This window comes from Vibrio sp. SCSIO 43132 (assembly GCF_019904195.1).
Lineage (GTDB): Bacteria > Pseudomonadota > Gammaproteobacteria > Enterobacterales > Vibrionaceae > Vibrio > Vibrio nigripulchritudo.
Genome location: NZ_CP063200.1, coordinates 1762444 through 1785579, shown reverse-complemented (window position 1 = coordinate 1785579; position 23136 = coordinate 1762444). Strand labels below are relative to the sequence as shown.

Annotated in this window: 23 protein-coding genes; 14 read left to right on the top strand and 9 right to left on the bottom strand. The window is 45.5% G+C overall.

The features are described from left to right. The first annotated feature begins 214 nt into the window (after positions 1–214). Positions 215–1342 (top strand): response regulator, encoded by a 1128-nt coding sequence (locus tag INR79_RS26325; protein WP_004408342.1) that lies wholly within the window; start codon positions 215–217, stop codon positions 1340–1342. Here INR79_RS26325 and INR79_RS26320 read toward each other — a convergent pair. Together INR79_RS26320 and INR79_RS26315 are read right to left on the bottom strand one after the other, a co-directional pair. Further along, a complete protein-coding gene (locus tag INR79_RS26320; protein WP_200767754.1) occupies positions 1339–2370 on the bottom strand; it encodes an acyltransferase in 1032 nt (343 codons plus the stop codon). The two genes, INR79_RS26325 and INR79_RS26320, sit on opposite strands and share 4 nt — an antisense overlap. Before the next feature lie 140 nt (positions 2371–2510). After that, a complete protein-coding gene (locus INR79_RS26315) occupies positions 2511–3458 on the bottom strand; it encodes an AEC family transporter (RefSeq protein ID WP_022599318.1) in 948 nt (315 codons plus the stop codon). A gap of 288 nt (positions 3459–3746) precedes the next feature. On the opposite strand from INR79_RS26315, the gene INR79_RS26310 reads away from it, so the two are divergent. From INR79_RS26310 to INR79_RS26300, 3 genes are all read left to right on the top strand, one after another. Beyond that, the gene (locus INR79_RS26310; RefSeq protein WP_022591263.1) at positions 3747–4337 is read left to right on the top strand and encodes a TetR/AcrR family transcriptional regulator; all 591 of its coding nucleotides are present in this window, start codon (positions 3747–3749) and stop codon (positions 4335–4337) included. A 113-nt stretch (positions 4338–4450) separates the two neighbouring features. Beyond that, positions 4451–5296 (top strand): alpha/beta hydrolase, encoded by an 846-nt coding sequence (locus INR79_RS26305; protein ID WP_004408335.1) that lies wholly within the window; start codon positions 4451–4453, stop codon positions 5294–5296. 73 nt (positions 5297–5369) lie between these two features. Beyond that, positions 5370–5651, top strand: coding sequence for a pyrimidine/purine nucleoside phosphorylase (locus INR79_RS26300; RefSeq protein WP_004408333.1), 282 nt, complete (start codon positions 5370–5372; stop codon positions 5649–5651). A 103-nt stretch (positions 5652–5754) separates the two neighbouring features. Here INR79_RS26300 and INR79_RS26295 read toward each other — a convergent pair whose 3' ends face one another. The 6 genes from INR79_RS26295 to INR79_RS26270 all read right to left on the bottom strand — a co-directional run bounded on the left by INR79_RS26295 (position 5755) and on the right by INR79_RS26270 (position 12250). Further along, positions 5755–6426 carry a YoaK family protein gene (locus tag INR79_RS26295; protein WP_223097777.1) on the bottom strand — a complete coding sequence of 224 codons (672 nt, stop codon included), beginning with the start codon at positions 6424–6426 and terminating at the stop codon, positions 5755–5757. Positions 6427–6545: 119 nt separating this feature from the next. Further along, positions 6546–7415: a DMT family transporter gene (locus INR79_RS26290; protein ID WP_080927932.1), complete on the bottom strand. Its 870-nt coding sequence runs from the start codon at positions 7413–7415 to the stop codon at positions 6546–6548. A gap of 139 nt (positions 7416–7554) precedes the next feature. Next, on the bottom strand, positions 7555–8070 hold the full coding sequence (locus tag INR79_RS26285) for a YgjV family protein (RefSeq protein WP_223097775.1): 516 nt from the start codon (positions 8068–8070) through the stop codon (positions 7555–7557). Positions 8071–8639: 569 nt separating this feature from the next. Beyond that, the gene (locus INR79_RS26280; protein WP_022602437.1) at positions 8640–10202 is read right to left on the bottom strand and encodes a diguanylate cyclase; all 1563 of its coding nucleotides are present in this window, start codon (positions 10200–10202) and stop codon (positions 8640–8642) included. A 158-nt stretch (positions 10203–10360) separates the two neighbouring features. Next, the gene (locus tag INR79_RS26275) at positions 10361–10954 is read right to left on the bottom strand and encodes an alpha-ketoglutarate-dependent dioxygenase AlkB family protein (protein WP_410482920.1); all 594 of its coding nucleotides are present in this window, start codon (positions 10952–10954) and stop codon (positions 10361–10363) included. 123 nt (positions 10955–11077) lie between these two features. Then, complete coding sequence (locus tag INR79_RS26270) at positions 11078–12250, bottom strand: AGE family epimerase/isomerase (protein WP_223097773.1); 1173 nt, start codon at positions 12248–12250, stop codon at positions 11078–11080. Positions 12251–12499: 249 nt separating this feature from the next. On the opposite strand from INR79_RS26270, the gene INR79_RS26265 reads away from it, so the two are divergent. The 10 genes from INR79_RS26265 to INR79_RS26220 all read left to right on the top strand — a co-directional run bounded on the left by INR79_RS26265 (position 12500) and on the right by INR79_RS26220 (position 21894). Beyond that, entirely contained in the window at positions 12500–13405 is a 906-nt protein-coding gene (locus tag INR79_RS26265; protein ID WP_004408322.1) for a MurR/RpiR family transcriptional regulator, read from the top strand. Next, the gene (locus tag INR79_RS26260; RefSeq protein ID WP_022561734.1) at positions 13402–14235 is read left to right on the top strand and encodes a transketolase; all 834 of its coding nucleotides are present in this window, start codon (positions 13402–13404) and stop codon (positions 14233–14235) included. The genes INR79_RS26265 and INR79_RS26260 overlap by 4 nt, the downstream gene beginning before the upstream one ends. Next, positions 14232–15197, top strand: coding sequence for a transketolase family protein (locus INR79_RS26255; protein WP_223097770.1), 966 nt, complete (start codon positions 14232–14234; stop codon positions 15195–15197). Before INR79_RS26260 ends, INR79_RS26255 begins: the two co-directional genes overlap by 4 nt. A 196-nt stretch (positions 15198–15393) precedes the next feature. Next, a complete protein-coding gene (locus INR79_RS26250; RefSeq protein ID WP_200873176.1) occupies positions 15394–16563 on the top strand; it encodes an ABC transporter substrate-binding protein in 1170 nt (389 codons plus the stop codon). A gap of 275 nt (positions 16564–16838) precedes the next feature. Further along, on the top strand, positions 16839–17777 hold the full coding sequence (locus tag INR79_RS26245) for a carbohydrate ABC transporter permease (protein ID WP_223097767.1): 939 nt from the start codon (positions 16839–16841) through the stop codon (positions 17775–17777). Beyond that, complete coding sequence (locus INR79_RS26240) at positions 17774–18610, top strand: carbohydrate ABC transporter permease (protein WP_223097765.1); 837 nt, start codon at positions 17774–17776, stop codon at positions 18608–18610. Before INR79_RS26245 ends, INR79_RS26240 begins: the two co-directional genes overlap by 4 nt. Before the next feature lie 5 nt (positions 18611–18615). Beyond that, positions 18616–20058, top strand: coding sequence for an FGGY family carbohydrate kinase (locus INR79_RS26235; RefSeq protein ID WP_223097763.1), 1443 nt, complete (start codon positions 18616–18618; stop codon positions 20056–20058). Positions 20059–20070: 12 nt separating this feature from the next. Then, a complete protein-coding gene (locus tag INR79_RS26230; protein WP_223097761.1) occupies positions 20071–21162 on the top strand; it encodes an ABC transporter ATP-binding protein in 1092 nt (363 codons plus the stop codon). Between the two features lie 94 nt (positions 21163–21256). Further along, a complete protein-coding gene (locus tag INR79_RS26225) occupies positions 21257–21607 on the top strand; it encodes a hypothetical protein (protein ID WP_004408689.1) in 351 nt (116 codons plus the stop codon). 140 nt (positions 21608–21747) lie between these two features. Beyond that, positions 21748–21894, top strand: a complete 147-nt coding sequence (locus INR79_RS26220) for a hypothetical protein (protein ID WP_223097759.1) — start codon at positions 21748–21750, stop codon at positions 21892–21894. A 115-nt stretch (positions 21895–22009) separates the two neighbouring features. Here INR79_RS26220 and INR79_RS26215 read toward each other — a convergent pair whose 3' ends face one another. Then, entirely contained in the window at positions 22010–22627 is a 618-nt protein-coding gene (locus INR79_RS26215; RefSeq protein ID WP_004408695.1) for a glutaredoxin domain-containing protein, read from the bottom strand. Positions 22628–23136: the final 509 nt, after the last annotated feature.

Here is a 23136-nt window from a genome sequence, read left to right as displayed (position 1 = left end):
TCAGTAGAAACTTGTCATCCCAATAGACTGAGTATCAAGAGCCCACATCGAAAGAGATGGCATTTTGGCAAGATGATGGCTATTCAGTGAGAATTTAACCAAACGGAGGTGTTTTCGCCTCCGTTTTTGATCTCAGATGAAAAATATCACCTATATTTAAATTATTTGAATCATACCTTTGGGCTATTTCGAAAAGGATTTTTGGGGGTGGCAAATGAGCGAGATACTCATTGTGGACGATGTTGCTGAGAATTTGCACGTATTGCGAAAGATATTGGTGACAGAAGGCTACAAAGTGCGGGCAGCAACATCGGGGGAACAAGCCATTCAGGGAATGTTAACGAACACTCCTGATATGGTTCTGATGGACATCAATATGCCTGAAATGAGTGGGATTGAAGCATGCAGAGAAATCAAGTCTCACCCTGCGCTGAGCGGTATCCCGATCCTTTTCGTTAGTGCCCATTCTGAAATAGATTTTGTTGTCGATGCGCTCAATGCTGGTGGTGTGGACTACATCTACAAGCCCTATCGAAGTGAAGAGGTGACTGCCAGGGTAAAAACACACCTGAATTTGGCGAAATCCCATCAGGCAATGGTGAACCGTGAAGTGGTCGCCGCGATTGGTGAAATGGTTTCTGGGGTTGCCCACGAGCTGAATACCCCGCTAGGTGTTGCCACGACAGCGTCTTCACATCTTTCTGACCTGTTGCAGACTGTCATTCGTTCCTCCCAGAATCAGACTTTAACTGGCAAAGAACTGAATGAGTTTTTTAAAGCTGCGGAATCGAGCCTGGAAATGAGTAGTCGGAACATCGCCACTGCCTCCAAACAGGTCGATGCCTTTAAAACTGTGGCGGTGGATCAGCTTGAACATCGGGTCAGAGCAGTAAAACTGAATCACTATTTGATGCAATGCGCGTCGTTACTTCGGCCAAAGCTGGAAGAGCAAAATATCGAGATGGAAGTGTTCAGTGGTGAGGATGAAATCGATATTGACCCAAGCCCTATTTTCCAGATTGTATCCACGTTGTTGACCAATTCGATACATCACGCCTTTGAGAATATATTCGAAAGGGTCGTGAACCTGAACGTCAGCATTGAAGATCAAGAACTGTGTATGGAATATTGGGATAACGGCAATGGTGTGTGTACCGATGTTTTGACGAACCTGTTCAAACCGTTCTTTACGACCAAAAAAGGAAGCACTCGCCACATTGGGTTGAGTGCCTCGGTTTTATATACTCTGGTGACCATCAACCTTCACGGCACTCTGTTTGCTTCCAGTGGAGATCGTGGTCTGTATTATGATATCCGCATTCCTATCAGCAGCCTTAGTTAACGGAACAGTACTTTTTTGAGAGGAGTCTTAGACAGGCTCCACACAAACAATACGCTGCAAATGAGTGTTCCGCTCACCAATACAAAATCTCGGGTGAACGCTTCCAATCCTGCAAAACGGACCAGATTGTCGACCAGAATCTGAATAGGAAGATGTGCCACGTAGATCCCTAGCACCAGCTTAGACAGGCTCATCACCCAATCGCGACGTCCCCAGTCTGGATTTGCCAGCAGGATGAAGAATAATCCTGTTGCCCAGATTGGTGTGCCCGCCAGAAAATCATGAGTATTAAATGGCGTTCCATAGGCAGTCAGAATCTCGGCTTCTCCCATATGGAGTGACAATCCAACCAAAGCTACGATGATGGCAGACTGAATATTCATCGTCAGATTCAACCGACGGATTTCAAAGCCAATCAGTACCATTAATGTGCTGAAAAATGGTCCATTCCGCGTGAAAATTGGGAATTCTATTCCCGTGACTTCTCGATAGCTTCCAGCCAGAACACCAAACACATAAAGACCGCCAGCAATCAGGATCAGTCCTCTCGTCCAGTTAAAGTGCACGCCCACGGCAATAATTGCCACGGCACAAAGCAAACCGGGGATAAACCATAAGTGTACCAGCCCGCCTTCAAAGAAAGTGTTTAGAGGGTTTTGCAATAGCCATTCCCAATACCCACTACGCTCTGCTATATACCCATCTGTTAAGAAGGCGTGCCAGTTAAATGGCATTAGCAGGCAAATGACACTCCACACTAACCAGACCTGAATCAAGGGCAAACTGTAGTTTTTGAGTGTGGTAAAAGGATCGCGGCTTAACTTGGGTTGAATAAGAAACCCTGAGAGCAAAAAGAAGAAAGGCACAGCAAAACGGGAAAGCTGATTGAGAGCGTAACCCGTCCAGATCACCGCATCACTTGCGTTTGGGTGATTGAGCGATTGGCTATGAAGAAATATGATAGCAAACATGGCTATCAGTCGACCCAGCTCCAAACTGGCAATTTTATTGGAATGAACTAACGACATAAAGAACTCACTCTTAGGGTTTATTTCTCGACTTTACCCAGTATTTCATTAGGTTACGCTGAGCCACGTCATAAAACGAAATGGGTTAGATTAAGAGTTCTTAATGAAACGAAAGTTGCCAGATGTGGATAAATTAACATTCACATCAAGCCAAAATGAGTCAGCATTGCAATTCCGACAGAGCAGGTGAGTAATGAGCCGACTGTAGTCAGTGCAATGATGTTAGCGGCTAATGTGGGGTTTCCTCCCATTGCTCTTGCCATCACATAGCTTGCAGCTGCGGTAGGTGATGCCGTCATAAAGAACAGCAACCCTAACTCCATCCCACGATACCCCAGTAACAATCCGCCTCCGACTATAATCAGTGGGCACAAAAAGAGCTTCTGAACCGCGGAAAACCAGGTGGAGTTGATTTCTTTTTTGAGCGAGCGAAGGTTGAGGGAACCGCCAGTACAAAGAAGAGCCAGTGGTAACGTCATGTCTGCAAAGTAACCGCCAGCATGTGAGACGATTTCAGGAATGGGTACGGACAGTGCGTAACATACAAAACCCAGCAAAATAGCGATGATCAGCGGATTCTTAGTGATCGATTTTCCGAACATGGAAAAGGCTTTCAACTTCGAATCCTGTTGTTTTGGGCTTAATGCAATTACTGCCAGAATATTGTATAGAACGGTAACGGCACCTACATAAAGCGCTGCGTTTGCGACGCCTTGTTCCCCATACATATTTGCCATGTAGGCCAAGCCAATAATAGCTAAGTTAGAACGGAATCCACCTTGGACAATAACGCCTATGTCACTGGAATCTTTAAAGAACATTTTGGTTGAAGCAAACATGAACAGAAAAAACACCAGATTTGCAGCCAATCCATACAAGGTAAATGGAAGACTTTTTCCCACATCGTAATCGGACTGAACAATGCTCAGAAACAATAACGCTGGTAGCGTGACCTTAAAAACGAGCTTTGAAGCCGTTTCTATAAACTCTTCGTTGATCAGATTCGCTCGTTTCAGAAAGACACCAAGCACCAGCATTAAACAGATAGGTCCGGTGATACTGGCAGAAAAAGCGAGCTGTTCGAGCATAAAGACTTCCTAGAAATATGCGATGTTCAATAGTGATTTGGATACAAATGTATCTTCTCGGTAACAGAGATGCCATCGTTTCGCGGTTTTGGTGCCCAATGACAAGCAAGAATCACAAAGATATTTAAACTATCATTATATCTTTGAGTAATAATTTCAATAAGATGTCATATCATTTAACCATTCTTAGCGTGGTTGAGATTAAATACAGGTTGTAAAAAAGAACGACTGTGCTATTAATAAAAAGCGCGAATTGATTCGTTCGCTTTGTCACTTTTGAGAGTTCTGATGAGTAAAGGCAAACTGACCAAAGAAAACATACTGAAAACCGCATTCCATGTCGCCAGCCAAGACGGCTTGGAAAGCCTGACGATTGGTGAGTTAGCCAGGCATTGCAGTATGTCCAAAAGTGGTCTTTACGCGCACTTTAATTCTAAAGAGAACTTGCAGGTTACCGTGATTGAGTATGCGAACCTGATTTTTGCGCAGCGGGTTGTTGAACCTGCAAGAACAAAGTATTCAGACGATATAGAAGCCAAAATCCGGCTGCTGCTTGAAAATTGGCTGACCTGGAATCACTCCTTTCAGGGGAGCTGCATGTTTCTTGATGCATGGCGTAGCGATGCTGAAGAGGGAAACGCTATCCAGAAGAGCCTGGTTGCTGGTATTGAAAAATGGCTTCATTACCTTGAAATCCAGGTCGAGAAAGCCAAAGAGCAAAACATTTTTATGGTCGATCTGGATGCAAAACAGGCGGTTTTTCAGCTCTACGGTGCTTATCTGAGTAGTCAGCTGTTTTATTCTGTAGAGGGTGAGCAAGTGAGCCGTGAACGTTTCTGGTTGAGCGTGAATTTCCTGTTTGATCACTGGCGGAAATAGCAGGGTCTTCAGACCCTAAAACCAAAGACTAAATAAAGACAAGACTGGTTAACCAGTCCATTTTTTTAACTATAAATAGTACGAGCGTTCTATTTTAAGGGAATGACAACACCATGAGTGAGAAGATTTATTTTAACGCATCCAACAAGTTCAGCCTGAAGCGAAGTCTGGTGAACTGTACAACGCGTCTTCACCACACCCTTGCGCCAAAACACGCGATGAAGACAGCGCGAAAGGTGTTGCTGACTCCCGCCAGACTGGCACCTAAAAATCCCACACCACAAGGGCTAATCAAAGGTACGGTAACGACCAGCCATGGCAAGCTTTCCACCTATCAGTTAGGGAGCGGACCTGTGTGGGTGCTTACCCATGGGTGGTCAGGCAGTTCTAACCAGTTCTTTCCACTAATGGAACACATCGCTTCCAAAGGGTACACAGCTTTGGCGTATGACCACCCAGCGCATGGCGAAAGTGAAGGGGAGGTAGGGCATATCCCTGCGTTTGTTGAGGGGCTGGATACCGTGCTTGACAGTGTGGATGAATTTGCGGGCATCATTGGACATAGTATGGGGACGGCTTCAGTGCTTGAAAGCCGACACCAAAAGGCAGAAAACTGCCCAATCATTCTTGTTGCTCCCGTTCTGAACTACCTGGAAAATCTGTTCTCTAGTATTCGTCGTTCAGGGTACTCAATGAGACTATTCAATGCGGTGGTTGGTGAGGTGGAGCGTCAATATAACTTCCCTATACAATCCATCGATCCCTATGCTCGTCTAATGGCAAGAAAAACGCCGTGTGTCATCGTTCATGACATTGATGACAAATTTACGCCATATTCGGTATCGGAAAAAGCCGGTGAAGAAGCTGAACGTGTTCAACTGGTAACTACGACCGGACAAGGGCACGGCAGGGTAATGAAATCCCCAGAAGTCATGAAGGCATTTGACGGTTTACTGTAACTAAAAACACTGGCTTGCACATTTTTACGGAACAAGGTAAAAACAATCAGTAATTCAAACACAAGGAAGAAAAATGATTACTGAAAATACCTATTTTGACGGCAAGGTTAAATCACTCGGGTTTGTGCAGGCGAATCAAAATTTAAGTGTTGGAGTGATGGCAGTAGGTGAATATACCTTTGGAACTGAAGCACCCGAAAGAATGACAGTCGTGAAAGGCGATTTGACCGTTCGTGTCATCGGTTCCGAAGAATGGATAACATACGCGTCAGGGGAGTCCTTTGATGTCCCACGTAACTCATCGTTTGACCTTAAGGTAGAGCAGCCAACCGCTTACCTGTGCGAGTACCTGTAAAAAAAGAAGCCACATAGCCGTCGTAGGGATACGCCGGAGCAGTCTATGTGGCGGAAAAACAAATAAAGATCAAAACCTGATACGGCTTACCAGAACAGTTGGATCAGGTTTTTTCGTTTTTTGCGCTCAAAGCCAGTTTGAGCGAATAGGCTCCAGCGACACTAAAGGCGAAAATGGCTGGGAAAAGTAACGCGTTAAACGCCCATATCGAAAACAGATAAGCCCCCAGACTCCCACCGAATACAAATCCAAAAAGAAGCGCCATAAATAAGCCGAGTTTCCTGCGGTCAGGTTTTTCACCCCTCAGCCGAGCCCCGAGCAGCAACCCTAAATCAGTAATAATGCCAGTCATATGAGTGGTACGGACTACCGCTCCGCTGTAGGTTGTCACCATAGCATTTTGTAATCCGCAAGCCGCAGAGGCTAAATAGTGACCAGAAATGGATCCTTTGGTAAGAACCCATGCCGCCAGGCTTAAGAGTATGCCTTCCAGAACAAGTGCAATGCCGTAGTGACGACCCAGCTTCAATGCTGTGTTCTGTATGAGCAGCCCACTCACCGCCGCACCAGCTAAAAAAGAGAGGACGACCCAGAGTAAATGCAGTGAACTGGCAGGAGATGAAAGTAACTCAGTCCCGAGTAATGTAAGCGTACCCGAAAGGTGCGATACGGATTGATGCTGGAACCCTAATAAGCCAATAGCATTGACGATACCTGCGATGGCTGCCAGACAAAAGGCACCATACTCAACCCAGGGGGGTAACCGAGTTAGCATATAAAACAACCAGCCTGCTTGAGAAAGAAAGCTATATTAACGCTGAAATAAGAAGCGTGCGCCAGAAAACTACGTTGGATTGATCCAGGGCAACAGCAATCGATTGTCGTTCGCGGTTTCTAGGCACTTTCCGCTGGTTTTGAACTTCCGTTTGCTGAGCGTTGACTGCGCATGTTCAGAATATTGCCCGCCAGCATTAAAATGCCTCCTAACAAAACCCACCAGTCTAGCGTTTCGTTGTAAAGCCACATGCCCACAACAGCAATAATAGGTAAGCGGAAGAAATCGAGGGAGACGACCACCCCTGCATCGGCATACAACATGGCTCTCGCAATACAGAAATGAGCGGTTAAACCAGTCAGACCAACAATAAAGAGGTGTAGCCATTCGATGCCCATTGGCATCTGCCAGTCTTGATAAGACAAGACCAACCCAATGGGGAGCTGAATCAAACACATTAAAAATATGATCACCAGCGGCGGTTCTGTTTCGGCGAGATATTTAGTGCACACGTAAGCGGTGGAAAAGCTGATCGCAGCCAGGATGACAACAAATGATGCCGGGTCGAAAATATCTGCCCCCGGTTTAACGATCACCAGAACTCCAATAAACCCGAGCAACAAAGAAAAAGCTTTTACCTTGGTAAATGATTCATTGAGAAACCAGCACGCAATCAGAAGTGTCCAGAGTGGCACTGTGAATTCTAAGGCGAACACATTGGCAAGCGGTAAAAGGGATATGCCGACAAACCATGAATACTGCCCCACAAAGTTGATGAGATTTCTTCCAAGGTGGATGCCCATTTTAGGCGATTTTACTAAATGAAATTGACGAAAATGCATCAGTAACAGGGAGACCAGAATCAGTCCAATGACGCTGCGAGTGAAGACCAGTTGAACGGGCGTGTACGCTTCACCCAATTCTCTGGCAGAAATTGCCATAAAGGTGAACGAACATAATGTTCCCATCATCCACATTACTGCCTTCATTCACTCTCCTTGGCTTTGGTTATGGTTGCTCTCGTCGACGTAGGCTAGCACGTTGAAAATTAATGTCCTTTTAATCAACTAGCATTAACGACCATATAGCAAATGGCTGACTATTTCACCTCGACCAAAGTTTAATGCTCTATGGAGAAAGGGTGGACTGCTGGCTTTTATAGAGCCGGAACATGGTGATGGCATTGATTATTGCAAATGTGCTTTCCATAAGAATGCCACCGACTGATCCAAGAATCAGATTGTGAACCAGCCAGCATAATGTGTTGAGAAGAACGGTGCCACGCATCGCCAGCCCTTCCCATTTGTACATTCCCCATGTAGCAATCGAAGTACTCAAAAGCGTGAGATATTGGTGAGGTTCTGAAGCGTTTGGTAAACCCAGAACCCAGATTAGACCGATAAATACCCACATTAGAAACGAAGACTGAGTGCGAGTAGAAAAGTAGATCCTCAGGACACTCACTGCACAGGTGGTCGCAGCTGTCATTGCATCCATCAATACAAAATGGACAACCAGCAACACCTGAAATAAAGCGAGATGGATTCTCATACGGTAGCTGCATTTATGGGCAAACGCAGCCGACCCAAACAGAAAGGCGATAAAGCCCACCAGTTGGGGGATCTCGGACAAATGGTCAAGCATAATTATTTTTGTGAACTAGCGCATACTGACTAAAAACGCATGATAATAAAAAATGGAAACTCTATGTAGGAAATCTCTCACAAATGCTGTAGGAAATGGTGAAAGTTTCGGATGCTACATTAAAGCGCTGACTTAATAACCCTCTGAATATTATTAAGAATATTAGATGTTACTTATAAGTTATTAAAAGGTTTTTGCTCTGGTTAGCCAGAAAAAACTCAATCCGGAGCTAATATTATTCATGTCGACAGGATACGACGCTGTTCTAAGGAAAGAGCAGTTAAATTGGAATAAAGCACGAAGCTTTATATACAAAGGACAGTCATCAGGGACGCGCACGGAAGAATTTGGATATACCTACGGAATAGGTTGCTTCGCTACCGGAATAGCGAAGGTAAGGATACAAATGGACACCGCTTTGGAAGGCGCGTAACGGACAGGCAGCAGGATGTTGCAACATTGATGGAGTGAATGACGCGGGATGCGTTAAGTAGCTGGAACGCTGCCAGAAAAACTTAACCCCAACACGAAAGTGTTGGGGTTTTCTTTTTAGAAGTAAAAAATGAAAGTCACACTTCAGAGATAATATAGAAACGATTTTTCCCGTTTCTTTTGGCCATATACATCGCGTTGTCCGCCTGATTGAGGCGCTGCTCGAACTCGCGGATCGGACCTGCGGTCATCACCACACCAATGCTTGCGGACACCGGATGCTCGTCGCAGGTATGCTCTCCACAGGAGCAAACATGCTCAATCTTAGTCAGCAGAGACTGTAAAAGCTGACCAATCTGTTCGTGAGATTGGGCTTCCGTTAACAAAAAAACGAATTCGTCACCGCCGAGTCGTGATGTAATCCCTATCCCTTCAAAGTGTTCACTGATAATAGACGCGATCTGTTTTAAAAACTTATCGCCTTGTTGATGACCAAAACGATCATTAATGTGTTTGAAATTGTCGAGATCAAGCAGACAAAGTGCCGTAACTTGCTGGGGTTCTAACTTTAGATTCGAAACCTGCTCCTGCAAACTCAATCGATTTACTAACCCCGTCAACGGATCTTTCATCGCCAAATCCTGCAACACTTCTTTTTGCCTTTGAAGCTGCTCGTTGGCATCTGAGATGACAGACGTTTTGTAAAAGCTATAAACCATCGCACTTAAAACAACTAATGTCAGTGCAGAAAATGCAAATAAGACAAGGTAGGGGATCCAGAGAATAGGCATGGTTTGGGTGAAATGAATGTCCAATTGCCATGTTCTGCCGGGCAATGTTAGCGGAAAACTGTAAGAAAGATGACCATCGGGTTCATCGTTCACCAAAGGAAAGATACGTTTGTTGGTGTCACGAGTCACATCACTCAATACGAAATGAATGTGGTCCCGATTTGCCAGATTGTTCAGAAGCAAACGTTCAGGCTTTACCAGCATTATCACAAAGCCTTTCAAATTGTCTGGTGGAAAAACGTTCTTATCCAGAGTTCTGTGATTCTCATGCTGCTGAAATACTGGAAAGTAGATGGCGGTTGCGAGTGGACCGTCTGGGTCTTGCACAATCGAGAATGGGCTGGTGGCATGAATGCGTCTGAACATTGCCGATTGACGAATGGCGTGTTCGTTGTATGGGCGATTAGCCAGCTCTAACCCAATGGCTTTTTTGTTGGGTTGCAGAGGCTCGGTATACATGACTGGAAAGTATACGGCTTGATCTGGAGCTTTCAGCGTTTGCGATGCATTGCTGTTGGTCGTGAAAAAACCTTTCGGGGCGTACCCTTCCTGCTTTAAGTTGTATTCAACAAGAAGCCTTTCCGCTTCGGTTATCTTGGGTGCCCACTGTATCGCCAGAATGTTGTACTGGGCACGAAGCATGATTTGTGAAAATTGAGCGAATTCTTTGCGCGACACCTGCTCAGACGCTGAAAACAAGGCCCCGTATGACTCGAGTAACCCTGTGACATTATCTAACAGATACTGTGCTTCAAGGGCTTGAGTGTAAGCAATTTCATACAAGCTGGTTTCAACATTTTGCTTCTCGACAGTCGCAGCGATGCTATAGACAAACCAGGAGCTTAAGCTTCCTAAGCATGTCGTAAATAAAACGAGCAACGCCTGAATACGAGTAAGTTTGACCAACATGGAGTTTGAGAACCAGCAGAATTACGATAACCCTATATTTGCATATGCTAATTTATTTAATAAGTGGCTCAGTGAAATTATTATGAATTCTTGACGCAGTATCACCGACTTCAATACTTTTTTCATAATACGTATTTTTATTGAGAGAATGAAAGTTTTTATTTATCAATAACATGGCGGAATGTGAGGTTAATTCTTTGTTTCTTCGCCTTTTTTGTTTTTGGAACCGAGTGCAACCAATAATGTTGAGTTTCGCCCGCCATAATCAAAAGGGAGCCATGCGTTAAATTAAATTCTTGTTTTTCATCCAGATGTTTGTGTTTAAGAGCAAAGCGTCTCGTGTCTCCCAAAGATACTGAAGCAATTACCGGGTTGGTGCCTAACTCTGGTTCATTGTCCTGATGCCAGCCCATAGAGTCACTGCCGTCACGATACAGGTTTGCAAGCACCGAATTGAAGGTCATCCCTGAAATTTGGCGGCAACTTTTCTCTAAAGCTCGAAGTTCAGGTGTCCACGGGTGAGGGTTCATTGTTAACCCCGAATAGGTGTAAGATGCGTCGCCATGCCAAGCCTGTAGGCGAGGTTGGAGTACTTTTCTTCCAAACAAAGTGATCATTTCCTGCTTCCATGGAAGGGATTCAGTGAGCTTGATGTGCAATTTATTGGCATTTAACTCAGTAAGAAAATTGGGATCCCAGTAGATTTTTGCGTTTGGGAATTCGAACCAACGACCGCTTTCCTCTGCGAACATGTCATAGTTTTCCAACTGCACCTCCTCCTGTGCTTGATTTACTCTCAATTTTTACTACTTTTCACATTCAATATCGTTTTGAACCCATCAACTTTAACAAATATTGAGAGAGTAAAAAGTGGATTATGAGGTACAGGATTCAGTATGTTTTTCCGACTTATCAGAGTGTGGTTCTGAAGCAACTCTAATCAATTCAGAAAAGGCGAGGAATAGATGATAAAAGGTGCTGGCTGGGCTTTTGTAGTGAATAGGTAATCCATTTTCATCGACCTGATCAATCCACAGCCCGTGTTCTGCTTCGTCCAGATAGAACTTGAATATGTTGTTCACTGCTTCAGAAATGCCAACTCGGTATGTATTCAGCTTGTCCGTTTCCCAAAGCGCAATTTGCGCCTTAAGGTACTCTGTCTGACACCACAGTCTGGATGTAGAACGAAGGGTTTCACCGTCAATGAGCACCTCGTCTCTCACTAAGCCATTTTCGTTGTGTCCGTGCAGATTAACAAACTGCTGCAGCGTATGAATTTCTTTTCTGGTGTCTTCCCCTGTCATGTTTCGATACTGGTTTAAAAGCCATATCCATTCATAGTGATGACCGGGGTCGATACGTTCTGATTTTTCATGCTTAGGGTTCAGTTGAGAATCAAAAAACTCCTGAAGGCAATTTGTGCCCAGAAATTTGCTTTTAAACAAGTGATAAAGGTTTTTTGCTCTAGATAGCCAGCGTTGATCTTGAGTGAATTGATAACAAACCAAAGTCGCCTCAAAAAGGTGCATGTGCGGGTTTTGGCTTCGCAACACTCTGTTGGTATCAGAAGAAAAATACCCTCCGTTTTGCTTGTCCGACAGATGCTGCTCTAACCATTCAAAGATGGATTCCAGTTGGTGTTTACTTTGCTGGCTGTTGGCCAGGTTGTAGTGCCATGCATAACCCAAGAGCGCAAAGGCAATATCGTAAGCTTCGGTCTCCATGCTGTGAGGATCACGTTTATTATTGATTGAAAAGAAATAGCCTCCGTTTTCTGATTCAAACTTTGGAAATCCTTTCGTTACGGCAGATTCAATTTGAGGGAGTCCATCGATCATGCCCAGCTTAGTTGCATGGCAATAGACATACACTTGCCGAGGCTGCACCCTGAATCGAATTCCCGGTTCAAAATACGTTTGTCCCGGCGTCAAAAGCCCTTCGACGAATAGCCCGTTTTTTTCGTCAAACCCTTTTCCAAGCCATAAAGGTAACGCATGTTGCTCTAGCCATCGGCGACACCGAGCTGCTTGAAATTCAATGCTTTCCATTACTCCTCCATGAGTTCGACCTGCGTCATTAAGTGCTCAGCAATGAACCGTGATTCATCAGTACTTCCACAACGAAACAGCTTTAGAAAGGCACTTAGTTACGTTGCGTGGGTTTTCGAACTGATTTTCAAAAATGCGATATTGGTCATTTATTGAACAGTTGCAATGTGAGTCGTTATAAATCATATTAACTACATTATCAATAAAGATGACTCAAATTGATTCATTTTGAGTCAAAGCTAAGAGCCGATGACAGATTCAAATTTATCGAACGAAAACCTTATTCACCGAATGACTCAAAGCAAAGTCAGTCCAACAGAGCGTCGCTTAGTTGAGTACTTGCTTTCTCTATCGGAATACAAGCTGGCGACATTGAGCACGGACGAAATTTGCCAGAATGCCAACGCCAGCAGAGCCACCATCGGGCGTCTTGCAAAAAGGTTCGGCTACACCGGACAGCGAGAACTCAGAATGGAAATTCTGAAAAGCAGCAGGGCAATGAAAGCGCAGGTTGAGTCAAGCCCAGAAAGCTCGCCAGACTTGTCAGCCAGTGATACGGCGATAGAGGTGGCTCATAAAGTGTTTGGCAATTGTTCCGTCCGCGCATTGCGTTTCTCAGACATGCTGGAGCAGTCTGACGTGCTGGAGAATACGTTAAACGAAATTCTCGCAGCCAGCAGGATCATTACGTTCGGAGTAGGGCAGTCGGCGATTGCAGCTTTCGATTTGTATCAGCGATTACTTCGCATTGGGTTATCCATTCATTGTGATTTGGATTGCCACACCCAGTTGGTTAAGGCGTCACTGATGGAAGAAAGTGACTTAGCCATCATCATTTCCTACTCGGGTGTTACTCGGGAAATGGTCGAGGTGGCTCATACCGTTAAAGAGCGCAACAGCAAGCTGTTGGTGGTGACTGCAAAGTCGGGATCTCAGCTCGATGAAATGGCGGATCTGACGGTTCTGACTCCTCCGGGAACCGGGCTGTATGGTATGGACGCGGCGATGAACCGAATGATGCAAATTATGTTTAATGAAGTTATTTATCAATGCCTTGTCGTCGATTCTCCAAGCAGAGTGGTTATAGCTGATCAAGTTAATCGGGCGTTGGATCGTGGAAAACTCTTGAAAGAAACCAAAAGGACAAAAACATGACACAGCATTCTCAGATATCAGAACTAGAGGAGTCTGCGAGGCTCGCTCGAAAATACGTGTTTGATCAGATATACGCGTCTGGATCCGGTCACCCCGGTGGAAGTCTGTCCTGCATAGAAATACTGGTCGCACTTTATCTCGGGCGAGTAAAGCCTGATTCTCAATGGATTCACACAACCGATCGGGACCACATCATTTTATCGAAGGGACATGCCGTTCCTGCCCTTTACTCAGTCCTTGCGTTGGCTGGTTTGATTCCCGTAGATGAACTGAAAACGTTGCGACAACTAGGATCAAGGCTTCAAGGGCATCCGGATCGCTCTCGTCTGCTTGAAATTGAAATGTCGACCGGCTCACTTGGTCAGGGGTTATCGGTGGGGCTTGGGCAGGCGATCGCTCTGCAAGAGATCAATAGCTCGCACTTTGCGTTTGTCGTTTTGGGTGATGGTGAGATGAACAGTGGCCAGGTCTGGGAAGCGATCGCTTACGCCGGAAGTGTCGGGTTAGGAAAATTAGTCGCCATTCTCGATGCAAACGGCATTCAGAACGACGGAAGGGTGGAAGACATTCAGAACCTGATGCCTTACCGCGAGAAGCTGGAGTCGTTTGGGTGGGCGGTGTACGAAGTAGATGGTCAGTCAATGGAAGAAGTGTTGGGTGCTATTCAGTGGGCAACTTCTGATGAGTTGGCAGATAAACCCAAAGTAGTGATTGCCAATACAACTAAAGGTGCTGGCGTGTCGTTTATGGAAAATCAGGTGGACTGGCACAGTCATGCATTGAGTGATGAAGAGTATCAGGCGGCCTGCAAAGAGGTGATGTCATCATGAATATTGAAACTCCGTTTGAACCCAATAGCTTGGTCTCACTAAGAGACGCATACGCAAAAACCATTATGTCTGTCGGCAATGCCCATGAAAATGTCTATATGCTAGACGCCGACTTGTCTAAATCCACCAAGACTGCTGAATTTGCAAGCCAGTACCCGAATCGCGCCCTCAACATCGGAATTGCTGAGCAGAATATGGTCGGTATCGCGGCAGGGCTTTCTACCATGGGGCTGGTTCCGTTTGTGAATACTTTCGCGGCTTTTCTGACACGACGAGCATGCGACCAAATTGCCATTTCCGTGGCTTATCCAAAACTGAACGTTAAATTCTTTGGATTTCACGGAGGAATCAATTTAGGGGAAGATGGCGCAACGCAACAGGCGGTAGAAGACATCGCCATCATGAGGTCAATCCCAAACATTCGGGTCTATTCTCCCATTGATGCCAATGATCTGGCGTGGGTGGTGAATGACATCATGTCTCATGAAGGTCCAACTTATGTCAGGCTCTCACGCTTCCCGTCTCCCACCTTGCTGACTGAAAAATCCAAACCAAAAAATGAAACACCGGCATATCGGGTTATGAAGCCGGGCAGTGACTTAATGGTCATCACCACTGGAACATTAACCTCAAAGCTGCTGGATGCGGCAAAAGTGATGGAAGAGCAGGGTCTCAAAGTTCAGGTGGTAGCGGTGACTCGCATTAAACCTTTAGGTGGTGAACTCGCGGATATCGTGATGAACACTGATGCCCCTGTTGCAGTAGTCGAAGAGCATTCAATTCATGGTGGGCTGGCGGATGCGGTGAGTCAATTGCTCGATGCCCGTGCCCATTCCCACGTTTTGCATCGGATAGGCGTTCAGGACAGATTTGGAGAGTCCGGTCACCCAGATGCACTACTAGAAGCATTTGAACTGGCGGGTGATCCGCTGGTGAAAAAACTGTCGGCATTGATATCGTGAGTGTCGGCGAATTTGCCTTCTGGCAATTCATGTAGCGGTAAGGATGAGTCGCCAGTAGCTAATTATGGAAAAGGAGTTCAGCAAAATGAAAAGTCGAAGGATAATATCTCTTTCTACACTCTTCATAGCGTTACTGAGTGCACCATTATCAGCGAAAGAGACAGTTACAGTCTGGTCGTGGTTTGTTCAAGGAACCATGCAAAAGTCCATTGAGGCTTTTGAAAAGAACAACCCAGACATTGATGTTAAATACACCTACTACAACTACTCACCAGAGTACCTTACAGCCCTGAAAGCCGGCGCCGTATCGGGAGGGTTACCCGATGTTATCGGTTTGCAGCCGGGGTCGTTTACTCAGCGGTATCGTGAACACCTTGCCCCTCTGAACGGTTTTGCGTCGAAGGAGTGGGGAGACGCCTGGATTAAAAATGTGTTTCCCATAAACGTTCGGCAGATGCGCATGGGGAATCCGGTTGGAGATGAAAACTTCTATATTCTTCCACAGGAATCGCAAGTTTTGGCAATTTGGTACAACCGGAAGATATTTGAACAACTTGGGATAAGTGTTCCTAAAAGCTACAGTCAGTTGGTTTCCGCATCTAAAACGCTCAGTGACAAAGGATACATTCCGATGTTTCAGGGAGCCGCTGATGGATGGCAGAACATCAACGTGTTCCTGATGCTTGCGAATCAGTACTCTCCGGGCTTGATCGAAAAAGCACAATACGGTCAGGCGAAATGGACAGATCCGGCACTTGTGAAAGCGATGAAGTCATGGAAGAAACTGTTTGACGATGGCGTATTCCAAACCGGTGCCCTTGGTGCTCATGCTTACCCGACTGGCGCGCAGCTATTTGCTCAGGGTCGAGTGGGTATGATGGCATTGGGTTCCTGGTGGATGCAGGAAAGTAAGTTTCCACCACCACTGTCTGAATACGTTCAAAACATGGATGGGTTTGACTTCTTCCACCTTCCGGCGATGCCTGATTCAGACCGAGCTTCACCACCTATTGGTGGTATCGATATCGGTTATGGTCTCACCAAAAACGGTCAGGATAATCCGGCAGCATGGAAGTTTCTGGCGTCTTTAGTAAATGGCGAGGCACTGCAACAGGCACTGAATGACCTTAACGATCTTCCCGCGTTTGAAGGGCATGGACCAAAAGGAGACATCAGCGCTCATGTTCATGACATGTCTGCGCGGTTTATGACAGATCTGGCGGTTGCCGAGAACCAGAGATTTGCAAATCCAACCATTTCTGATGCTCTGGAAAATGCACTTTCCGGTGTGGCTGCGGGCAGTATTTCACCAGAAAAAGCGATGCAGGATATGCAGAACGTCACGGCTAAAGTATTGAAGAAATAAGCGGTAACCAGCAAAGGGCTGGTCTTTCAACAAGACAATTCAGGCTTCAGTTCGCAATGAGTATTTCTGTTTGAAGCCGTCTAAGCTAACAACGAGTAACGCGTAATGCGGCAATTAGGCGATCCCATATCGCGCATTCTCAGCCTGATTACGTCTATACATGAAAGATCAGCCACTTCTGGGGTCGGCAGGTTCTATTCTATTTTGTCATCAAAAAGCACGCGAATGGCTGACATTACATGCGTCATTTTCTGACCGATTAAGGTGAAACGTCTATGAACTCATTACCTGTAACAAAAGAGGTTGCCAGTTCATACCAACTGTCGTTCATACGGTGGTTGGGCAGATACTCATTTCTGCTCCCGGCAGCGATTATCTTTATGGTGTTTATCGCTTACCCCATTGCCTGGGTATTCACCAAAAGCGTGTTGAGCGAAGGTTCTGGTGGAATCGATCAATTTGTCGGTGTTGAACACTACGTGTCAGTAATGAAGGATCCGGTGTTCTGGACAGTAATGAAGAACATGTTTTTATGGGCTTTGATTACGATTCCTGTCCAGATGCTTATCGGTGGGACGATAGCCTATTTTATCGAATTCTACACCAATCGCTGGCGCGCCTTTTTCAGAACCTGCTTCTTTCTCCCTGTAGTGACATCGGTTTCGGTTGTCAGCCTGATTTGGGTACAGATCTACGCGCCTTACTATGGAATAGGGCAGGAGTACCTGAAGATGATTGGGATTCAGCTGTCTAATTCTCCCCTGGGGGACCCCGACTTTGCGATATACGCGCTTATCATAGTGAACATCTGGCAATGGACTGGATTTTCCATGCTGATGTACATCGCAGGGTTAACCAATCTGCCAAGAGAAATACTGGAAGCGGCTCGGGTTGATGGAGCGAAAGGGTTTCGCCTGGCTGTATCCATCATTATTCCCATGCTTTCTTCTTCAACAAAATCCTTACTGATGCTGGGCATCATCGGGACATTGCAGACATTCCCTATCGTCTTCTTAATGACTAATGGCGGACCAAACAGAGCCAGTGAGATTTTTGGCACTTACATTTTTAAGCAGTCATTTGTCATTGGTGATTTAGGCATCGGAGCCGCATTGTCGGTTATGGTTCTGTTGATTGCATTCGTTCTTTCCGTTCTGCAAATTGTCATTCTCGGCAGCCAGCCGGATGGAGAAAAAAGGGGGAAAGACGCATGAAGAAACCCGCCAACAGCGAAATAAGAAGAAGTGTCGCGATTCACCTCTCTCTTTTGATTGTGCTGATGATCTGGATGATTCCAGAAGTGTACATGTTTACCATGTCACTTCGTACGCCAGCTCAGGTGTTCGATCCCTCACTGTTCGTATGGCCGATGTCTTTGGACAATTTTGTGACGGTCATTTCTGACAACCCTCTGCACGTCTTCTTTCTTAACAGCGTGATCGTGACGGTAGTGACAGTCGCTATGGTCATCGTTATATCGTCGATGTTCGCTTTTGCCATATCGGTACTCAAGCTGCCGGGATCTCTGGTGATGTACTCCATCTTACTGACCACGCTTATGGTGCCCATCGCTTCTCTGGTATTACCTTTGGCAATTTTGCTCAAAAATTTTGACTGGGTGAATCGGTATCTTGGTCTGATTTTGCCTTATGTCGCACTAGGTGTTCCTTTTGCCGTAGTGGTTCTCAAGGCGTTCTTTGAAGATTCGCCAAAAGAGCTTTTTGATGCCGCGAAGGTCGATGGGTGCAATGCCATGCAGATTTACTGGCATATTGCTCTGCCTTTGGTGCGTCCGGCGCTTGTGTTCGTCGCTATCTGGCAGTTCATAGTCACCTGGAACGAGTTTTTCCTCGCGTTGGTGATCATGACTGAAACGGAAATGAAAACTCTGACCATAATTCCGATGCAATATTCGGGTTTCTACATGGCGAATCCGGGCGCGCTGTTTGCCATTCTTTCAATCATCGCCATTCCACTTATCGTGCTTTATATCGTTGTTCAGCGAGCATTCGTACGTGGGCTGACTTCAGGGGCTGTAAAAGGTTAATGAACATGGAAAACAAACGATTTTTCGCTGGGATAGACGTGGGCACATCTTCAATGAAAGCTGTCCTGATAAGTGTTTCAGGCTCGGAATGTGCTGTATGTTGGTCGGCGTCGAAACCCTACAACGAATTGTCTGAACCAGAAAGAAACCCCAGCAGATGGGAAGCTGTTGCCCATGATTTATTGCAACAGTTGTCAGCCATTCAGTGCCCTGAGGCGATTGGTTTTACTGGGCAAATGCACACTTTTTTTGCCGTGGATGATTCGGGGAATAGTGCTGCTCCGGTAAAACTGTGGCTGGATATGGATGGCAGCGACGCGCTGGCTAGCGTGAACTATTCTCGCGAGCAATGGCTGGATATGACAGGGAATATTCCTCTCCCCGATTTTACCCTTGCCAAATGGCTGTGGGCAGTGTCTCAGGACTCCACATTACCCGATAAAATCGCCAGAATTTACTGCGCAAAAGATGCGGTAAGAAAAGCGTTGGCACCCGATTCTCTGTTTGTCACCGATGCGAACGAAGCTGCAGGGATGCAGTGCTTTGATCCAATCACTTGTCAGTGGCAGGCAGACATTTTATCGACAACTAGGCTAACACAGCGTGCATTGCCAAAAGTAATTGACGGGCGAGAAGAGGCAGGGAAAATCAGCCTGAAAAGTTCAAGCGGTGAGAACAACACATTGGTTCCTCTTATTGTTGGGGCGGGTGATCAGGCAACAGCTGCGAGAGCCGTTGGCGGGCATCTCGAAGGCACGGTTTCTGTCTCTCTGGGAACCTCAGGAGTCCTATCATTTAATACAAAAAAAGAGCAGTTTCCAGAACAATGGACAGGGGATTTCCACTGGTTTCCTTTCGGGTTTGGAGACAGTGAACAGATCATCGGCACGATTCCCTCATTAGGGAGCACGCTGGAATGGTTTATGGGTCTGTATCAACTATCGAGGCAAGAGTTTGGGGTGCTCTCCAGTCAGGCATTAAGCACTACCTCCCAAGTTTATTTTCTGCCGTTTCTTTCTGGCTCTGGTGCCCCACAGCCGAATCACAATGTTCGATCTTCCTGGCATAACGTGTCTCTGAATACAGAACGAGTGGATTTAGTCAGGGCTCTCCTAAATGGCTTCGCTTTGGAGTTTTCCGAAATACTAAACCGGGCAGAAGACATCGGAATCAGGGTTGAAAAACTGGTGTTTTCAGGAGGAGGTGCCAGGGTTGAACCTTTACTTGCCGTCATATCAAGCACCTTGGGTGTACCCTGCTATAAAACGAATGAAACAGAGGCCAGCGCGATTGGCGCGGCTTTGCTTGCTGCTGATTCACAGATGTCAGCCCATGACATTGTGGTTTCAACTTCATCGTTGGAGATGGTTGATACATACCCATTATCGTCTGACTACCGCGAACAATGGCGAAGTTACCGAAATCAAGCGATTGAAGCTCAAAAGTAATGGAGAAAGGATATGGCGAATTTAAGTCTGCTCAATGTCTGTAAATCGTTTCGTGACAATCAGGTAATTTCTCCTCTCGACCTAAAAGTTCAAGATGGTGAGTTCTGTGTGCTGGTGGGACCGTCAGGGTGCGGAAAGTCCACACTGCTGAGAATCATTGCAGGGTTAGAGAAAGTGACCGATGGGCAAGTGTACATCGGCGACGATGATGTGACGGAGAGAGAGCCCGCTGATCGCTCTATTGCGATGGTTTTTCAGTCCTACGCTTTGTATCCGCACATGACAGTTGAGCGCAATATCGGGTTTGGGCTGGAAATTTCAGGCGTGCCCAAAAAAGAGATTCGTAAACGAGTCCGAACCACATCAGATACCTTGCAAATAACCCATCTACTAAATCGTAAGCCAAGAGAGCTGTCAGGAGGGCAAAGGCAACGCGTGGCGATAGGCCGGGCAATAAGTCGAAACCCCAAGCTATTTCTGCTGGATGAACCCTTATCCAACCTGGATGCAGCACTCAGAGTGGGCATGAGGCTTGAGTTGCTAAAGCTGAAGCAGAAGCTTCAGGCGACCATGATTTATGTTACTCATGATCAGACGGAAGCCATGACACTCGCCGACCGAATCGTCATCTTAAACCAAGGCAGAATTGAGCAACAAGGCACGCCTCTGGAAATATTTCACAATCCGGTTAATCGCTTTGTCGCAAGCTTTATTGGCATTCCGGCTATGAACTTTCTTCCTGTAAAAATTACAGATGTACGGGACGAACTGGTCACGTTTAATTTCTTTGGCGCTGAGCACCGCATTCAATGTGAAAGTACAAGCAAGGTAACGGAGAACATGTCGCTGGGAGTCAGACCTGAGTACTTGTCTCTTTCGCCCGAAGAGTCGGATTTCTCATTTGAAGGGAAACTCTTTGCTGTGGAAATGTTAGGAAGCGAGAGTTACCTCTATCTGTATTGTGAAGAGAGAGAAATCATTGTGAAAGGAGGCGAGTCGATAGATGTCTCAGTAGGGCAAACAGTCAAAGTGTATGGCTCTCTCAAAAGAAGTCACCTTTTCGACCAGCATGGGACACGGGTGTCTTCCCGTAAAGACTTTTAGAAAGTTTCTTCCGTCTTACTCAAGGCTTTTAAAGGATAGCCTCTGTTGTGCACTTAGGGATACAATGTGCCCTTTCCCAATCAAGGTAAAAAGAATGCAACAACAAGAGTTTGAAACACTGGTTAAAGCTTTAAGCGAGCAAAGTAATCTGCCCGACGCTTTGACTGCACTCAAAGCACATCAGGATGAAGAAGTTGCTCAGGCAGCAGAATCGTTAACAGGGCAGTTTGCTTTGGCTGAGGTAGAAGGCGAAAAACGTATTTACCACGTGACTGTTCAGGAAAACGAGCAGGGGGAAGAGCAAGAGTACGTTGAGCACGTAATGAACGAAGGCGATGACGTAATTAAATTTGTTGCTTGGTTCTTCTTTAGTATGTTCGAAATAAAAGAACGAGACACTTATCAGGCGGCGGGTAAAACCTATAAGCAGCCGAAACGTTCGTAACGTATTGTCGCCGTATACTTGCCCATAAATTTATACTCATCAGTTGGTTACTTAATTTGCAATGAAAGTGTGATCTAGATGTTGATTCTGACTTCGTTAAGAGTAAAATGTGCGTCAAATCACATTTATGGAGAAGTCACATGGGTCTAGATCTTGGTTCAGTATACGTCGCCAATCAAATGGCAAAGCGCATGGTTGAAGAAAAACTTTACGGCACACCAACGCCAAAAGTAGAGAATGTTTCACTGCTGCGCCGAATTGCAACGAAGGTGAAAAAATCCAGGTAAGGATATGGTTATGATCGATGGAGCGAACTAAAAGACCCAATCAAATGATTGGGTCTTTTACGTTGAGTCATAGCTGTCTGCGCAAAGCTTTCTGGGTGTCTAAAGCGCAAAAGAACTAGCTGGCGTTTTTCGATTCCATTTCAATCACATTATCAGGAACTGGGCGCAAGCCGTTTTTTCCGATATGTTCATCCAGGTTGTCAAAGCCACCAATGTACTCTCCATCCAGCCAAATCTGAGGTACTGTCACCGGTGTTTTCTCCCCAATAATGGCTTTTACCTCGGGAATCATTCTATAAAGCGCCGCACTCTCTTTCACAACATCATGGTATTCGTACTTTACGCCCAAATCATCCAACAAACGCTTCGCTTTTACACAGTAAGGGCAGGTAGCTTTGCCATACACAATGTTACCGCGTAATTTGTCGCGCTTAGACCATTCCTGAATCACAGACTGCACTAAGACGCCGCGGTTAAGTGCCTCTCCCTGACTAACGACTTTACCTTCCACGACAAGGATAGGGGCGTGCCATGCACCATATTTTAGTGGCTCCCACCAGTGAGAAAGCCAATCCTTAATCTCCAGATCAATCGGAATGCCCGCTAACTCGGTGTCGAAAGTATCTTGCAGGATATCTTTCGTCAGCGTGCACTCGCCGCAAGGGATGTTGACTTTGAATGGTCCCCAACTCCCACCCCAACGGTAAAGTGTGATTTTGATCGGATTTGGCATGGATGTTTCCTCATAATGTGTATTGGATTATTAGATCCGGATAGCGAAAAAAATCTTTCATCTCATAAAAATAAATTTCTTACCTAAAGACAATCAACGGAAGCAACGGGTGTTTCCTGCTCAAAAAATTATAGCAAATAGATAAAACTATCATTTTTATCTAGTGGCTCATTGTGTTGCATTTTTGGCTCGAAATGCGGGGTGATATTTAGCTGCGTGAAATAAGGTCAGCCATATTTTGGAAATGCTCACATAATTTGAGGAATGGATTATTTATTCATTGTGCTAATTGTCCCTCTTTATGTGCAATATAAAAAAAGTGGGAAACTTAATTAACTATTAAAGATATTATTTTTAATTAAACTCGTTGCGCTTTTTAGTAAAGTTGAAAACTGTATTTAAATGATAATAGTTTGAATATTTATTGAGCTGTGAGCAATAGCACATTTATTGTTCTTCTTTGTGTTAATGTAAATTGGCTATTAATAACTTTATTTATATGAAACAGG

Bases quoted from the DNA above. Each gene is read 5' to 3' on its own strand.
- INR79_RS26255 (WP_223097770.1), top strand. From the start codon at position 14,232: ATGAATATTGAAACTCCGTTTGAACCCAATAGCTTGGTCTCACTAAGA.
- INR79_RS26280 (WP_022602437.1), bottom strand. From the start codon at position 10,202: ATGTTGGTCAAACTTACTCGTATTCAGGCGTTGCTCGTTTTATTTACG.
- INR79_RS26260 (WP_022561734.1), top strand. From the start codon at position 13,402: ATGACACAGCATTCTCAGATATCAGAACTAGAGGAGTCTGCGAGGCTC.
- INR79_RS26240 (WP_223097765.1), top strand. From the start codon at position 17,774: ATGAAGAAACCCGCCAACAGCGAAATAAGAAGAAGTGTCGCGATTCAC.
- INR79_RS26270 (WP_223097773.1), bottom strand. From the start codon at position 12,250: ATGGAAAGCATTGAATTTCAAGCAGCTCGGTGTCGCCGATGGCTAGAG.
- INR79_RS26295 (WP_223097777.1), bottom strand. From the start codon at position 6,426: ATGCTAACTCGGTTACCCCCCTGGGTTGAGTATGGTGCCTTTTGTCTG.
- INR79_RS26320 (WP_200767754.1), bottom strand. From the start codon at position 2,370: ATGTCGTTAGTTCATTCCAATAAAATTGCCAGTTTGGAGCTGGGTCGA.
- INR79_RS26325 (WP_004408342.1), top strand. From the start codon at position 215: ATGAGCGAGATACTCATTGTGGACGATGTTGCTGAGAATTTGCACGTA.
- INR79_RS26275 (WP_410482920.1), bottom strand. From the start codon at position 10,954: ATGTTCGCAGAGGAAAGCGGTCGTTGGTTCGAATTCCCAAACGCAAAA.
- INR79_RS26315 (WP_022599318.1), bottom strand. From the start codon at position 3,458: ATGCTCGAACAGCTCGCTTTTTCTGCCAGTATCACCGGACCTATCTGT.
- INR79_RS26305 (WP_004408335.1), top strand. From the start codon at position 4,451: ATGAGTGAGAAGATTTATTTTAACGCATCCAACAAGTTCAGCCTGAAG.
- INR79_RS26235 (WP_223097763.1), top strand. From the start codon at position 18,616: ATGGAAAACAAACGATTTTTCGCTGGGATAGACGTGGGCACATCTTCA.
- INR79_RS26230 (WP_223097761.1), top strand. From the start codon at position 20,071: ATGGCGAATTTAAGTCTGCTCAATGTCTGTAAATCGTTTCGTGACAAT.
- INR79_RS26310 (WP_022591263.1), top strand. From the start codon at position 3,747: ATGAGTAAAGGCAAACTGACCAAAGAAAACATACTGAAAACCGCATTC.
- INR79_RS26290 (WP_080927932.1), bottom strand. From the start codon at position 7,415: ATGAAGGCAGTAATGTGGATGATGGGAACATTATGTTCGTTCACCTTT.
- INR79_RS26225 (WP_004408689.1), top strand. From the start codon at position 21,257: ATGCAACAACAAGAGTTTGAAACACTGGTTAAAGCTTTAAGCGAGCAA.
- INR79_RS26250 (WP_200873176.1), top strand. From the start codon at position 15,394: ATGCAAAAGTCCATTGAGGCTTTTGAAAAGAACAACCCAGACATTGAT.
- INR79_RS26300 (WP_004408333.1), top strand. From the start codon at position 5,370: ATGATTACTGAAAATACCTATTTTGACGGCAAGGTTAAATCACTCGGG.
- INR79_RS26245 (WP_223097767.1), top strand. From the start codon at position 16,839: ATGAACTCATTACCTGTAACAAAAGAGGTTGCCAGTTCATACCAACTG.
- INR79_RS26215 (WP_004408695.1), bottom strand. From the start codon at position 22,627: ATGCCAAATCCGATCAAAATCACACTTTACCGTTGGGGTGGGAGTTGG.
- INR79_RS26285 (WP_223097775.1), bottom strand. From the start codon at position 8,070: ATGCTTGACCATTTGTCCGAGATCCCCCAACTGGTGGGCTTTATCGCC.
- INR79_RS26220 (WP_223097759.1), top strand. From the start codon at position 21,748: ATGGGTCTAGATCTTGGTTCAGTATACGTCGCCAATCAAATGGCAAAG.
- INR79_RS26265 (WP_004408322.1), top strand. From the start codon at position 12,500: ATGACAGATTCAAATTTATCGAACGAAAACCTTATTCACCGAATGACT.